This is a genomic window from Achromobacter sp. Marseille-Q0513 (assembly GCF_018195695.1).
GTDB lineage: Bacteria > Pseudomonadota > Gammaproteobacteria > Burkholderiales > Burkholderiaceae_B > Achromobacter.
In genome coordinates this window covers 22,420-35,895 of sequence record NZ_JAGTJY010000008.1, presented here as the reverse complement: position 1 = coordinate 35,895, position 13,476 = coordinate 22,420, and the positions used below count along the sequence as shown (strand labels likewise).

The 13,476-nt window shown below is 66.9% G+C and carries 12 protein-coding genes; 4 read left to right on the top strand and 8 right to left on the bottom strand.

Annotated features, from left to right (window positions below; all coding sequences use genetic code 11):
* The first annotated feature begins 34 nt into the window (after positions 1-34).
* Together KDH83_RS03520 and KDH83_RS03515 are read left to right on the top strand one after the other, a co-directional pair.
* Entirely contained in the window at positions 35-1,480 is a 1,446-nt protein-coding gene (locus tag KDH83_RS03520; RefSeq protein ID WP_212312830.1) for an efflux transporter outer membrane subunit, read from the top strand.
* A gap of 295 nt (positions 1,481-1,775) precedes the next feature.
* Entirely contained in the window at positions 1,776-3,440 is a 1,665-nt protein-coding gene (locus tag KDH83_RS03515; protein WP_212312828.1) for a GMC family oxidoreductase N-terminal domain-containing protein, read from the top strand.
* 18 nt (positions 3,441-3,458) lie between these two features.
* Here the strand turns inward: KDH83_RS03515 and KDH83_RS03510 are convergent, their stop codons facing one another.
* Genes KDH83_RS03510 through KDH83_RS03495 form a run of 4 tightly spaced genes read right to left on the bottom strand, consistent with a single transcriptional unit; the run spans position 3,459 to position 7,892 of the window.
* Positions 3,459-4,211 carry a hypothetical protein gene (locus tag KDH83_RS03510; RefSeq protein ID WP_212312826.1) on the bottom strand — a complete coding sequence of 251 codons (753 nt, stop codon included), beginning with the start codon at positions 4,209-4,211 and terminating at the stop codon, positions 3,459-3,461.
* 5 nt (positions 4,212-4,216) lie between these two features.
* Positions 4,217-5,740: an alkaline phosphatase gene (locus KDH83_RS03505; RefSeq protein ID WP_212312824.1), complete on the bottom strand. Its 1,524-nt coding sequence runs from the start codon at positions 5,738-5,740 to the stop codon at positions 4,217-4,219.
* A gap of 47 nt (positions 5,741-5,787) precedes the next feature.
* Positions 5,788-7,236, bottom strand: a complete 1,449-nt coding sequence (locus KDH83_RS03500; RefSeq protein WP_212312822.1) for an alkaline phosphatase — start codon at positions 7,234-7,236, stop codon at positions 5,788-5,790.
* Positions 7,237-7,283: 47 nt separating this feature from the next.
* On the bottom strand, positions 7,284-7,892 hold the full coding sequence (locus KDH83_RS03495; RefSeq protein WP_212312821.1) for a TetR/AcrR family transcriptional regulator: 609 nt from the start codon (positions 7,890-7,892) through the stop codon (positions 7,284-7,286).
* Positions 7,893-8,148: 256 nt separating this feature from the next.
* Here KDH83_RS03495 and KDH83_RS03490 point away from each other — a divergent pair, with 256 nt between their 5' ends.
* Entirely contained in the window at positions 8,149-8,622 is a 474-nt protein-coding gene (locus KDH83_RS03490; protein ID WP_212312820.1) for a GNAT family N-acetyltransferase, read from the top strand.
* 27 nt (positions 8,623-8,649) lie between these two features.
* On the opposite strand, the gene KDH83_RS03485 is transcribed toward KDH83_RS03490, so the two are convergent.
* Positions 8,650-9,252 carry a GNAT family N-acetyltransferase gene (locus KDH83_RS03485; protein WP_212312819.1) on the bottom strand — a complete coding sequence of 201 codons (603 nt, stop codon included), beginning with the start codon at positions 9,250-9,252 and terminating at the stop codon, positions 8,650-8,652.
* A 162-nt stretch (positions 9,253-9,414) separates the two neighbouring features.
* Positions 9,415-10,785 (bottom strand): MFS transporter, encoded by a 1,371-nt coding sequence (locus KDH83_RS03480; protein ID WP_212312818.1) that lies wholly within the window; start codon positions 10,783-10,785, stop codon positions 9,415-9,417.
* A 126-nt stretch (positions 10,786-10,911) separates the two neighbouring features.
* Here KDH83_RS03480 and KDH83_RS03475 point away from each other — a divergent pair, with 126 nt between their 5' ends.
* A complete protein-coding gene (locus tag KDH83_RS03475) occupies positions 10,912-11,640 on the top strand; it encodes a helix-turn-helix transcriptional regulator (protein WP_212312817.1) in 729 nt (242 codons plus the stop codon).
* On the opposite strand, the gene KDH83_RS03470 is transcribed toward KDH83_RS03475, so the two are convergent.
* Together KDH83_RS03470 and KDH83_RS03465 are read right to left on the bottom strand one after the other, a co-directional pair.
* Positions 11,635-12,366 carry a hypothetical protein gene (locus tag KDH83_RS03470; RefSeq protein ID WP_212312816.1) on the bottom strand — a complete coding sequence of 244 codons (732 nt, stop codon included), beginning with the start codon at positions 12,364-12,366 and terminating at the stop codon, positions 11,635-11,637. The two genes, KDH83_RS03475 and KDH83_RS03470, sit on opposite strands and share 6 nt — an antisense overlap.
* A 70-nt stretch (positions 12,367-12,436) precedes the next feature.
* Positions 12,437-13,363, bottom strand: coding sequence for a LysR family transcriptional regulator (locus KDH83_RS03465; RefSeq protein ID WP_212312814.1), 927 nt, complete (start codon positions 13,361-13,363; stop codon positions 12,437-12,439).
* Positions 13,364-13,476 lie beyond the last annotated feature (113 nt).

The following is a 13,476-nucleotide window of genomic DNA, read 5'->3' as shown; positions in this document are numbered from 1 at the left end:
CGGGTGGTGGCAAGCGATGAAGGTGCGCGGGAACATGGAACTAGAGGGCAGGCGCCGGTGGCTGGCGCTGCTGGCGGCGACGTTGGCGCTTCCCGGCTGCGTGTCGATGGGACCGCGGCCGGATCCGAGGCAGGCGCTGCCGGCGGACTGGGACAACCGGGGCGCGGCGCCCGTGCGGACGGATGCGTCGCCACGCTGGTGGACGGCCTTCGAGGACGCGGAGCTGGACGCGCTGGCCGAACGCGCGCTGGCGGGCAACCTGACGCTGGCCCAGGCGGCGCAACGGCTCAGGGCGGCGCGCGCCTTGTCCCGTTCCAGCGCGGCCCAGGCCTTGCCGCAGATCGGCTTGCATGGCGCCGCCCAGCGCCAGCACAGGTTGTCCGGCCCGCACGGCGCGAACGAGCTGTCCGGCGCCGAAGCCTGGCAGGGCGAGCCGCCGCTGGCGCAGGAAGAACGGTCCATCGGCTATTACCAGGCGGGCTTCGACGCCAGCTGGGAACTCGACCTGTTCGGCCGCGTCGCCGCCGCCACGGACGCGGCGCGGGCGAGCGCCGGCGCCGCCGAAGCCGATCTGCGCGCGGCCAGGGTGTCCGTGGCCGCCGAGGCCGTGCGCGCCTACATCGAACTGCGCGGCGCGCAGCGGCGCCATCAGGTGCTGTCCGGCATGCTGGACGACCAGCGCCATCTGCTCGCCCTGGTGCAGGAGCGCAGGCGCGCCGGCATCGCCAGCGATTTCGATGTGGACAGGGCCAGCGCGCTGGAAGCCGAAACGGCCGCCCAGCTGCCGCTGTCGGCGCATCTGGCGCGGCAGCACGCACAGCGCCTGGCGGTGCTTGCCGGAGAGAGCCAGATCGCGCCCGGCTTGCTGACGCCCGCTGGCCAGCCCCTGCCGCGCGGCGAGCCGACCGCGCCGCTGCCGGCCGATACCGTGCGCGTCCGTCCGGACATCCGTCGCGCGGAACAGCAGGTGCTGCAGGCCGCGGCCGAACTGAGGGTGTCGATCGCCGAGCTATACCCGCGCCTGACCCTGTCCGGCGACATCCAGATCACCGGCAACCTGACCGGCAAGCCCTTGCCGGGCCGCAGCACCTATGCGTCGGGCGGACTGTCCTTGAACCTGCCGCTGCTGGACTGGGGCTTGCGGCGGGCCGTGGCCGGCGCGCGCGAGGCCGAACTGGCCGCTGCCATCCTGGGCTATCGGCAGGTCGTGCTGGAGGCCGTCGAGGAAACGGAAAACGCCCTGGGAGCCTGGGCGGCGCAAGAACGGCGCGCGCAGCGGATCGACGCGCAATTGCAGGCATCGCGGCGGGCGGACGCGCACGCGGGGCTGCTGTACGGGCGCGGCATGATCAATCTGTTGGAACGCCTGAACGCGTCGGTCGGGCATCGCCAGGCGGAGCTGGCCGCGGTCGAGGCGCCGGAGGGACGGGCCTTGGCGTTCGTGGCGGTGAGCAAGGCGACGGGGGGCGGCGGCGTGTAGCGGGCTCGCGCGCAAGCGTATTGGTTCCGCGCACCCTTGGGCAACCGTGGCAGGGCGCGTATCATCGTCCGGCGCCTGAGCGACGGATGACCCGCCATCCATGGCGACATGGACGCGCGTCGTGCCTGAGCGCCAGGGGAGGCCTGCACGGCATGACAAGTTTCCATGCACGCGCCGACAAGCAGGCGTCGAAACCCGGCGCTAAGCTGGCCTCGATCTGTCCATGGGAACGACGAGCATCCATCGCCATCAATGAGCGGGCCGCGCGCGCGAGGCTTGCCTTCCAGGAGACACCGTGAGCAACGATGGGCAATTTCCCCGAACGACTCTCTCCCGTCGCCGCTTCATGCAGGCCATGGGCGTCGCCAGCGGCACGCTGATGATCGGCGGCCTGATGGGAGCAAGGGTCAACGCGGCGGAGGACCGGTCGGACAGTTTCGACTACGTCATCGTCGGCGCCGGATCGGCCGGCTGCGTGCTGGCCAACAGGCTGACCGAGGATCCCGGCGTGAAGGTGTTGCTGATCGAGGCCGGCGGCCCCGACAACTCCGAAAAGATCTCCACGCCGCTGCGCCTGATCGAGCTGTGGAAGAGCCCCTATGACTGGGCCTACGACACCGTGCCGCAGGTGCATGCCCATGACCGCAAGCTATTCTGGCCGCGCGGCAAGACCCTGGGCGGCAGCAGTTCGCTCAACGGCATGATCTATGTGCGCGGCCATGCCTCGGTCTACGACGCCTGGGAAAGACAGGGCAACCCCGGCTGGGGCTATCAGTCCGTGCTGCCCTATTTCAAGAAGTCGGAAGACTATGACCGGGGCGCCGATGACTATCATGGGGCCGGCGGCCTCATGCTCGTGACGACGCAGTACCAGCCCCATGTCGTGACTCAGGCCATGGTAGATGCCGCCGTGCAGGCCGGCCACCCGCTCAACCGCGACCACAATGGCGCGGACATCCTGGGCGTGGGCTTCAATCACCTCACCATCAAGGACGGCAAGCGCGTCAGCACCGCCGTGGCCTTCCTGCGTCCGGCGCTGGAGCGGCCCAACCTGTCGCTGATCACCAATGCGCGCGTGCACCAGCTGTCGTTCGAGGGCAAGCGCTGCGTCGGCGTGGTCTATGAGCAGGGCAATGGGTTCTATCGTGCGGGCGTGCGGCGCGAAGCCATCCTGTCGGGCGGCGCCATCGAGTCGCCGCGCGTGCTGATGCTGTCCGGGGTGGGGGAAGCGGCGCAATTGCGCCAGCACAATATCAGGGTGGTGCATGACTTGTCCGGCGTGGGCAAGAACCTGCACGATCACATGCTGGTGCCGGTCATCTACGAAGGCAGGCAGGCCATTCCCGCGCCGGACGACCCCGGCCTCACCGTCCTGCACGCGCAGCTGTTCGCCAAGACGGATCCGGCGCTGGACGGACCGGACATGCAGCCCCTGTTCTTCAACGTGCCGTACTACACGCCTGAACAGACCGGTCCCGCCAATGCCTTCACCCTGTGCGCGGCCTGCGTGATGCCGACCAGCCGGGGCCAGCTACGCTTGACCGGCGCCGGCGTGGACGATCGCCTGTTGCTGGATCCCAACGTGTTGGCCACCCAGCATGATGTCGATGTGCTGGTCGCCTCGATCCGGCAGATGCGCCAGATCGCCGCCCAGCCCGCCTTGCAGCCCTGGCGCGGACGCGAAATCTATCCGGGCGAGGACAAGCAGACCGACAAGCAGCTGGCCGACTATGTACGCAGCGCCGTGGTGTCCTATCACCATCAGGTCGGCACCTGCGCCATGGGCAGGGACCCCGCCGCCGTGGTGGATCATGAACTGAGGGTGCATGGCCTGAAGGGCGTGCGGGTGGTCGATGCTTCGATCATGCCCATGGTCACCTCGGGCAATACCAATGCGCCCGTCATCATGATCGCGGAGAAGGCGGCCGACATGATCAAGGCCGCCGCGCGCGCGGGTTGAGGCCCGCGCGCGGGCACGCTAGTCCAGCAGGTCGGAGTAGTCGCCCGTTTCGTAGTCTTTCAGCATGGTCCACGGCGCGGGGGACGGCGCGACCGCGTCGGTCACCGTGACCCGGCTGACCGAGAGGCCGTGCGGACCCTGGATCTCGATCCGGCGCGCGTACTGCCCTTGGATATCCCAGTCGATGAGGACCTGCGATTCGCCGCGCGCCTGGCGGTAGCGCTGCACGCCTTGGGCCGGCGCGCCGTCGGGCTGCATGCGCTGCAATTGCCTCGGGTCCGCGACGCCATTGGTGGCCGCCCAGGAGCCGTTGTAGCCGACGTTGCCGTAGTTGGCCTCGTCGATGTCCAGCACCTTGTGCTGCTTGCGCAAGACCATGCGCACCTGATCCTTGCCGGCGGCATCGCGCTGCACCCAAAGGGGAGAGCCCGTCGTGCCTGCATGGGAATGGCCGGCATGCGGGTCCTGGCCCGCGTGTCCGTCGTGCCCATGTTCCACGCTGGCTCGCAGCGCGGCCGGATAGTCGCGCTCGATCCATACCAGGTCCGCGCGCCGGTACATCAGGTCGGCGTAGCGGGTTTCACGCTGCACGCCGTCGCTGCCGATCGACGACGCATAGCGTTCGATGCGCAGGTTGAGATCGGGCGGGGCGGGCAGCGCGGGCGCCGGGGAGGCCTGGGCCGGTGCGGGCGCTTCGTTCGCCGCGCCCGCCGCCGCCGGCAGGCAGGCCAGCAGCAGGCAGGCGAGGCCGCGCCTGGCGGTTGCGTTCAAGGGCTTCACAGGCCGGCCGCCTCGCGGACCTTGCCGAACACCTTGGTGTTGTCCATGGTGCCCTTGAAGATCTTCGCGCCAGCGCCGCCCGCGAACAGCATGACGTCGCCGCCGCCGTGGGTTTCCGCGCCGGGCTTGCCCAGCACGACGCCGACTTCCTGCAGGAAGTTGTCGTCAAAGGTATTGACGTTGCTCAGATCGTCGCGCGCGGCGCCGCGCGCCGGCGCGATCCAGGCCTTGTTGCCGTCTTCCGGGTTGGTCTTGCTGTCCGCGTCGGCGTTCGGGCGGCCGCCGTTGCCGAACACCAGCGTGGTGTAGGGCTTGCCGTCGGCGGCCAGCGCGGGCTTGCCATCCGCATAGGACTTGACCGTGCCCAGGATGGGGTTGCCGATCTTGGGATAGCCGTTGAACGCGATGGCGTGGTCATGGTCGGCGGTGACCACGATCAGCGTGTTCTTCAGGCCGGGGTCCTTCTTCTCCATGAAATCCAGCGCGGTCTGGATCGCGCTGTCGAAGGCCAGCGTGTCTTCCAGCGCGCGCTTGGCGTTGGTGCCGTGCAGCGCATGGTCGATGCGGCCGCCTTCCACCATCAGGAAGAACCCATTGCTGTTCTTGCTCAGCACGCCCAGCGCCTTGTCGGTCATCTCGGCCAGGCTGGGCTGGTCATAGCCCAGGGCCGGCTTGACGCGGTCCAGCTCATAGGCCATCTCGCTTTGCGAGAACAGGCCCAGCAGCTTGCCGGTGGCGGCGGGATTCAGCGCGCGCAGCGCGGTGCCCGTGTCGACGTAGGTATAGCCCTTGGCCTGGAAGGCCGTCACCAGGTTGACGCCGTCGGTGCGCTTGCTGGCCGGATTGAGCGGCTTGGGCAGATAGTTGCGCTGTCCGCCTCCCAGCAGCACGTCGATGCCGTCGCCGAGACGGGGGTTGTAGTTCGCGTGTCCCGGCGTCGATTGTTCGGCGATGGTGTTGTAGCCGTTGCGGTTGCACACATGGGCATAGGTGGTGGCCGGGGTGGCGTGGCCGACGCGCGTGGTCGACACGGCGCCGACCGCGCGGCCCTTGGCCTTGGCCAGCTCCAGCAGCGTCTGGGCGGGCGTGCCGTTGGTCGGAGGGCAGGTGCTGTCTTCGCCCGAGACGTATTGCTTGCCCGTGCCATCCACGGCCACCGTGTCGGACGACATGGAAATGACCTCGTTGCGCATCTTCACGCCGGTCATGTAGGCGGCCATGGACGGGGCGCTGTCGGTGGTCTGGCCGTCCAGCGAAAAGGTCTTGATGCGGGCGGCGTAAGGCAGCAGCTGCATGGAAAGGTTGGCGCGCTCCGGGCTGACCAGCGAGCCGGGCTGGGCGGCAAGCTGCTTCTCGCCCTTGTAGATGCGGGCGGCGGTCACGGTGACGGGGCCCATGCCGTCTCCCAGGAAGAAGATGACGTTCTTGGCTTCGCCCGCGGCGTGGGCGAGCGGGGCGCCCGCCGCCAGGGGCAGGGCGAGCAGGACGGCGCGGCTGAGGCGGGAAATGCAATGGTTCATGATCGTGTCCTTGGGCGTTTTCGGTTCGAGGCGTGAGGTCGTCTTCATCACAGATTGACTGCCTTGCGGATCAGGCCGAATACGTCGGTATTGGTGATCACGCCCGAGAACTTGTCGGCGTTCAGGCCGATGGCGCCCAGGAACACATCGGCGCCGCCGTGGGTTTCCGAGTCGCTGGCCGGATCCATCGGGATCACGGCTTCCTGCAGGTAGTTCTTGTCTTCCAGCGCGGTGTCGTCGATCGGGCCGCGCGTCGCCAGGCGCTTGGGGCCATTACCGAAACCGATGATGGTGTAGGGGTTGCCGTCCACGTCCTTGGTCGGCACGGCCGGACCGACGTAGTTCTTGACCAGGCCCAGCACGCCAGGCTTGCCCGGTTCGGTCTTGCCGGTGCGGGCCGCGTATCCGTTCATCTGCAGCGTATGGTCATGGTCGGCGGTGACGACGATGAGCGTGTTCTTCAGATCCGGATCCACCTTGCGCATCTTGTCCAGCGCGAGCTTGATCGAATCGTCGAAGGCCACGGTGTCCTGCAGCGCGCGGCGCGCGTTGGTGGCGTGCAGCGCGTGGTCGATGCGGCCGCCTTCCACCATCAGGAAGAAGCCCTTGTTCCTGGCGGCCAGCGCGTCGATCGCCTTGCCAGTCATGTCCGCCAGGCTCGGCTCCTTGGCCGGGTCGCGGTCCAGGTCGTAGGCCATGTGGCTCTTGGTGAAGAGGCCGGCGATCTTGCGGCCGTCGGTGGGCAGCGCGTCGAAATCGGCGCGGTTCGCGGCGTAGCCGTACTTGGTCTTGATCTCGTCGATGAGATTGCGCTTGTCGTTGCGCTTGCCGCCGTTTTCCTTGGGCAGGAAGTAATCCGTGCCGCCGCCGAAGAATACGTCGATGCCGTCGTTCAGCCTGGCGTTGAAGCCGGCGCCGCCGGGCACCAGCGCCGCGGCAATGGTGTTCTCGGCATCGCGGTGGCAGACGTGCGAGTAGGTGGCGGCGGGCGTCGCGTGCGTGATGCGGGTGGTCGTGACCACGCCGGTGCCGTAGCCCTTGGCCTTCATGATTTCCAGCAGCGTTTCCACCGGCGTGCCATTGCCGGCCGGGCAGGTGGCGTCATAGCTGGCGTGGTAGGGCTTGCCGTTGGCGTCGGTGGCCTTGGTGTCCGCGCTCATGGAGATGACTTCGTTGTTCATCTTCACGCCGGTCATGTAGGCGGCCATGGAGGGCGCGCTGTCCGTCACCTGGGCATCGTTCGAGTACGTATGGACAAACGCCGTTTCCGGCAGCGTGTCGATGGTCAGGTCGCCATCTTCGCCGACCTTGTAGATGCGGGCGGCGGTGAGCGTCGTGATGCCCATGCCGTCTCCCAGGAAGAACAGGATGTTCTTGGGCGCCTGCGCGACAGGCGGCGTTGGTGTTGGCGTGGATGCCTTGTCGTCATCGCTGGAGCATGCCGCGACCAGGGCGGTCGCGGCCAAGGCGGACATCAGTGTCTTGGCGCGGATCATGAAAGGTTCTCCCCTGTAGGCAGCCGCGACTTTGAGGGAAAACTGTTTCAGGTGGATGAAAGGCGGGTCCCTCGCGTGAAATATTCGCCGGCGCGCTGGCTGAGTCCCGGATGGTCCGCGCCCCGCGTCACCGCGGCCCAAAGCATGTCGAATCCCGCCATCTTGTACGCCTCGGCATGTTGCGGCTGGGCCACGGCCAGGCGCACCGTCGTGTCGGCGATGGCTTTCTCCGTCGCGTCGGAAAGCGCCCATGCTTCCCGGTCCGTCAGGCCGGCAAAGCGTCGTCGGCAGGCCTGGACTTCCGGGAGGGGATACAGCGTTTCCGCTCTGCGCAACTGCCCGGCCGTCAGTCGGTCCGATGCCAGCAATTGATTGATCGTGGAATACGCGTCGGGATCGGCCGCGCCCCAGTCGATATAGCGGTTCCAGATGGATTCCGCGGTCTGTCGCGATGACAGGCCGGGAGGCAGCGAGGCGAGGCTCGCCTCCAGGTCCTGGAGCAGGTGCTCGAAGACCGCCGACAGCAAGACGTCCTTGGTCGAAAAATACAGGAACAGCGTGCCCTCCGCGACGCCGGCGTACCGGGCGATCATCACGGTGGACGCGCGCAGTCCTTGCGTCGCGATCGTCTTGACGGCCGAGCGTAGCAAGGCCATCTCCTTGTCTTTGCTTCTAGGGCGGGCCATGGTCAAAGGAGGCGTTGGGTGTGATCACGCCACCTCGCATCGACGCCTTCATCCGACCAGGCGATCCGTGGCGATGCTGGCGGGTCAGCGCGATGAGGCCGGCGTGTCGCAATTTTCTCGGTGAGTCTATTTTGATTCTATAGATTCAGTCAATAACAAAATGAATCTATAATGAATCATTCTTCCGACGCCGGATGCGGGCGTCCAACCTTCGCCCTTCCCGATCATGCTCATCACGCTCGAATCACCCGATCAACCGGATGTCATTGCCCTGATTGCCGAGTTGGACGCCTATCAGGACACCTTGTATCCGCCGGAAAGCCGCCACGTCTTTGATTTGGCCGGGCTGAAACAGCCGAACGTCCTGTTTGCCGTCGCGCGGGACGCCGTCGGGTGTGCGATAGGCTGCGGGGCGATCGTGCTCCATCCCGAATTTGGCGAGCTCAAGCGGATGTATGTCAGTCCCGCTGGCAGAGGGCGAGGCCTTGCCAGGCAGCTCTTGTCCCTGCTGGAAACGAGCGCCGTCAGCCGTGGCTGCAAGCTGCTCAGGCTGGAAACCGGCCCCTATCAGCAAGAGGCGCTGGCGCTGTACGCCTCGGCGGGCTTTGAGCGTCGCGGCCCGTTTGGCGACTACGCGGATGATCCCTTGAGCGTATTCATGCAGAAGCGCGTCGCGCCGGCGGGCCCGCGTCTTCAGTAGGGCGCGGCGATGCCGGCAGGCGGCGGGTCAAGCGATGATGGGCACCTGCGGGGCCGCGCCAATCGGCAAGTGGCCGGTGAGGCGCGGGTCGACTTGAACCTCCACCCGCACCGCATAGGGCTTGAAGCCCGCCTTCATGTAGAAACCCAGCGCCGAGGGATGGTCATAGGTGCAGGTATGCACCCACATGCGCGTGATCGGGCGGGCCCAGGCCAGCGACACGGCCCGGCTCATCAGCGCCCGGCCCAGGCCCTTGCCCGTGCATTCGGCCGTCAGTCCCATGAACGTCAGCTCGCACTGGCCCGCCACGCGAAAGTCCAGCTCCAGAATGCCCACGTCCTTTCCGTCGCGCTGGACGACCTGGATGTCGACATCGGGATGGCCTAGCGTGGCGGCCAGTTCCTCGTCGGCCATGAACAGCCGCGAGAACCATAGCCAGTCCGCGCCGACTTCCCGGAACAAGGCCCGATAGGCATCCAGACTGACGCGTGAAGCCGGGGTCAGCGTGATGCCTTCAGGCAGGGGCAGCTCGGCCGTGGCCGGCTTGGACAGCATTTCAAGGTCGGTGACAACACTGGCGATATGGCCGCGAGGCACATCGCTGTAGCCGATCGGAACGGATTGCGACATGGGGTGTGTTGGTGAGGTGGGTTGGCAGAGCCTGGACTGGCCGCGATTGTACCGGCGCGAGGCGGGTCAGCCTGCCGGGCGCGGGCCGACTCGCCCTGCCTCGAGCCGGGGCGGCCAGGCCGTCCGACCTTCCCGCGACGGCGCAAGCCGGACTGCCGGAATTCATGCGGAATGCCTGGGTTTCAAGGCAAGGCACCACGGCCACATCGCGGCAATGGATACCGCGGCGACCAGGATCAATGCCGACCGTAGTCCGGTCTCGTAAGGGTGAACAGTGCCCACGATGGCGCCGAAGAGGGCAACCCCGAGCGCCGCGCCGACTTGTCTTGCTGCATTGAGCACGGCGGCGGCCACCCCGACTCGATGCGCGCCTACCGTTTCCAGCGCTGGCGCCGTCGCCATGGGGGAAATGACGCCGGAAGCCATGCCGACGGCCAGCATGGGCACGATGGAAGACGCGTAGGCCATGCCTGCCATCGAGGCATGGAGGCCGATGGCTCCCGCGGCGTAAGCCGAGAATGCGCCGATCATGGACCATTTGGCGCCGTACCGGGTAGCCACCCGGCGAGCGCTCATGCTGCCGACCGCTACCATGCCCATCATCGGAAACAAGGCCAACCCGGCTTGCAGTGGCGTGTAGCCGCGCGCCTGCTGATAGTGGAGGCTCATGACGAAGAGCAGGCCATAGAACACGAAAGCCGATGCCATCGACACGCAGGTGGACCCGGTGAATATCCCATTCTGGAACAGGGAAGGAGGCAGCATCGGGTGTGGATGGCGGCGCATGATCATGCCCCATCCCACCCATGCCGACAGGGCGAGCATGGCGCCGGCCATCACTTGCGGCGCGGTCCAGCCCATGACCGGTCCTTCGATCAGCACGCCGATCGAGGCCCCCAGGGCGACGACCGCGCATGCCTGTCCCTGCACGTCAACGCGCTCTGCCGGGCGCCTCGGAGCCTCTCCGGATGGGCGGCACATCATGCCGATGCCAAACAGGCAGACCGGAATATTCACAAGGAAAACGCCGCGCCAGCCGCCCCATTGAATCAAGGCGCCACCCACCAGGGGACCCATCGCCAGCGCGACGCCGCCGAGCCCGGCCCACAGCCCGATTGCCCGCGCACGCCGCGCCGGGTCGGGGTTGGCATGATGTATGAGCTTGAGCGAGCAGGGCACCAGCAGCGCGGCGCCCACGCCTTGAATGACGCGGCCCAGAACCAGCGCGGGCAGGGACTGAGCCGCCGCGCACAGCACCGAGGCCAAGGTGAACAGCAGCAGGCCCGCGAGATAGACGCGCCGCGCGCCCCAGCGGTCACCCAGCGTGCCGCCCGTCAAGAGCAGGCTGGCGAACATCAGCGTGTAGGCATTGACCACCCATTGCAGGCCCGCGATGTGGGTGTCGAACGCGGTAGCAAGGCTGGACAGCGCGACATTGACGATGGAAGTATCCAGCAGGACGATGACGTAGCTGACGCAGGTCGCGGCCAGGACGCGGCGGCGCAAGGTTCCTGCTTCCGTACTCGTATCCATGATGCATCTCCCACTCCAAAATGACAGGTCGGAGTCTAGGGCGGCGCGCGCATGCAATGATTCGGCACGCGCCGAAGGATGCAAGCCGGTGCAACTGGTATCGTGCGGACTCGCCTGGAGACCCTCATGCACGCCAACATTGCTGCTATCGCCCATCTGATTGCCGATCCGACGCGCGCGACCATGCTGATGGCGCTCGCGGACGGTCGAGCGCGCCCGGCCGGGGAGTTGGCCGACGCGGCCGGTGTCACCGCGCAGACGGCCAGCGGGCACCTGGGCAAACTCCTGGCGGGCGGCCTGGTGACGGTCGAAACCGAAGGACGGCATCGCTACTATCGCTTGGGCGGCACGCACATCGCATCGACGCTGGAACACCTCGCGGCCATCGGTCCGGTCCAGGGGGAGCGCAAGAGGCTGCTCAGCCCGCAAGCGCAATCTCTCCAGTTCGCGCGTTGTTGCTATGACCACCTGGCCGGGCGCGTCGGCGTTGCCGTGACGCTGGCCTTGCAGGAACGCGGTTACCTCGTTGCGCGAGCAGGCAAGCAATTCGAAGTGACGCCGGCTGGCCTGGCGTGGTTCGAACAGATGGGCATGAACGTCGGACAGCTCAAGCCGACGCGTCGAGGCCTGGCTCGCCAGTGTCTGGATGGGACCGAGCGGCGGCACCATCTGGCCGGTCCGCTCGGCGTGCAGTTGATGGCATTGCTGTGCGCCAAGGGATGGCTGCGGCGGCACAAGGACTCGCGCGCGGTGCAGGTCACGCCGCCGGGATGGGTCGGGCTGAGGGTACAGCTGGGGATTGATCCCGCCGCGCATCGGATGGATGCCAGCGCCGGGAATCCCGCCGTTTCATAGCGCCTCGCCGGGCGGATGCTTGTACAGGGACTTTCGTCGTCCGGAGGGATCGGCATTTCCCGCGCGCGGCGTTTGGCCAGCGGTTTCGGGTGGTTGGATGGCGATGGCGCTGTCAAAGGCGATGCTGACCGTCGACTTGGCTCTCTGCCTCGGGTTGCCGTCCTCGACCTCTACATGCACCGGCAAACCTGTCTGATCGTCAAAGTAGGCGGTTATCTCGCTGTGGCTGCCAATCTGCAGTTCGCTTGGCATCTTGTAGTGATAGACCCGTGCCGGCCGCCCGTTGTGCTCTGCTCTTGTGCAGCTCAGGTCGCTCATGCGGTTGAAACTGAGATATGAGGTGAACGCTCCGTCGAGTATCTCCTTGCTCTCGGCAGCATTCAATGGTTCCCAGGCGGCATCGCCATTGGCACGAATCCATCCCCGGTCGCCGATCACCACCAGGCCGATGGGGCCAAAAAGTCCATCGGAGGTGATGCGCGTGGCATTGGGCGGCACCACTTCAGAGATTGTGTTGATGATCTCCTGCTTGAGTGTTGGCACCCACTGGCCATCCAGTAGCGACAAGGGCAGCTTGCGTTCATGCATGCGATGGGCTCCCGCATGGGGCTTATAGGCGTTGTCGCGCGCAAAGTCCTGCGCGCAATCCGCAAGCGCGCGGGAGGAAAACAGTACCGCGGGCAGCAGGCACGCGCGAACGATGTGCCATGCGACGTGCTTTTTCATCGGTATCTCTCCGGCTCTATCCTGTGCCGAGATTGTTTCATGTGGGCATGGGGCGCTTGCCGGCAATACGTCATGGTGGCGTGGATCCATGATGCCGCCACGGCCTGACGCCCAGCGCCGCCGAGATCCAGTCGGCGTATGCCCGCGTCTTGGCCGGAACCAGGCGCGCGGAAGGATGCACCAGGTAGATCGCCTCGCTGTCTTGCACGGGATGTTCGGGCAGCACCGGCACCAGCTTGCCGCAGCACAGTTCGGGGCCGGCCAGCCAGTCGGACACCATGGCGATACCCGCGCCGGCAACGGCGGCCTGCACCAGGCTGTGCGCATCGTCGGTGACCAGCGGGCCGCTGATGCGAACGGACGTGACCTTGTCGTCCTCGCGCAGATGCCAAAGCGGATGCGAGGCCAGGCGGGAGAAACCCAGGCAGGCATGGCGAGCCAGATCGGCCGGCTGGGCCGGCCGGCCGCGCGCGTGCAGATAGGCGGGCGCGGCGCACAGCATGCGCCGCGAGGGCGCGAGCCTGCGCGCCACCAGCCTGCTGTCGGTCAATGTGCCGATGCGGATCGCCACGTCGAAGGACTCCGCCACCAGATCGACATAGCGGTCCTCGAAGGCCGCTTCCACGATCACGTCGGGATGGGCGGCCAGGAAGGCGGGCAGGATGGGCGCGACCCACATCCGCCCGAAGGTCGCGGGCAGGGCGATGCGCAGCGTGCCGCGCACGCTGGCGGCCGTGGCCGCGGTGTCCTGCTCGATCTCCTGCAAGGCGGACAAGGCGCCGCGCATGCGCTGATGAAAGGTCTCGCCCGCTTCCGTCAAGGCCAGCCGCCGCGTGGTCCGCTCCATCAGGCGCAGGCCCAGGCGCTTTTCAAGCGCCGTGACGCGGCGCGAGAGGATGGAGCCATCGCGCCCCAGCGCCAGGCCGGCGGCGGTGAAGCCGCCATGCTCGACGGCGGCCAGGAAAGCCGTGACCTGCTCGAACTCGGTACCGTTCATATCTTCAAAATTTGCAGAAGTGATATGCAATCCAGCCATATTAACTTCGCATGGTGAATTAATTAGTCTGTCGGCATTCATCAATGCCCTCGGCTCCCGGCGCACCCGGCGCG

Excerpts from the sequence above, each read along its gene's own strand:
- KDH83_RS03475 (WP_212312817.1), top strand. The coding sequence starts at position 10,912 with ATGCACGCCAACATTGCTGCTATCGCCCATCTGATTGCCGATCCGACG.
- KDH83_RS03495 (WP_212312821.1), bottom strand. The coding sequence starts at position 7,892 with ATGGCCTTGCTACGCTCGGCCGTCAAGACGATCGCGACGCAAGGACTG.
- KDH83_RS03500 (WP_212312822.1), bottom strand. The coding sequence starts at position 7,236 with ATGATCCGCGCCAAGACACTGATGTCCGCCTTGGCCGCGACCGCCCTG.
- KDH83_RS03470 (WP_212312816.1), bottom strand. The coding sequence starts at position 12,366 with ATGAAAAAGCACGTCGCATGGCACATCGTTCGCGCGTGCCTGCTGCCC.
- KDH83_RS03505 (WP_212312824.1), bottom strand. The coding sequence starts at position 5,740 with ATGAACCATTGCATTTCCCGCCTCAGCCGCGCCGTCCTGCTCGCCCTG.
- KDH83_RS03485 (WP_212312819.1), bottom strand. The coding sequence starts at position 9,252 with ATGTCGCAATCCGTTCCGATCGGCTACAGCGATGTGCCTCGCGGCCAT.
- KDH83_RS03490 (WP_212312820.1), top strand. The coding sequence starts at position 8,149 with ATGCTCATCACGCTCGAATCACCCGATCAACCGGATGTCATTGCCCTG.
- KDH83_RS03480 (WP_212312818.1), bottom strand. The coding sequence starts at position 10,785 with ATGGATACGAGTACGGAAGCAGGAACCTTGCGCCGCCGCGTCCTGGCC.
- KDH83_RS03520 (WP_212312830.1), top strand. The coding sequence starts at position 35 with ATGGAACTAGAGGGCAGGCGCCGGTGGCTGGCGCTGCTGGCGGCGACG.
- KDH83_RS03465 (WP_212312814.1), bottom strand. The coding sequence starts at position 13,363 with ATGAACGGTACCGAGTTCGAGCAGGTCACGGCTTTCCTGGCCGCCGTC.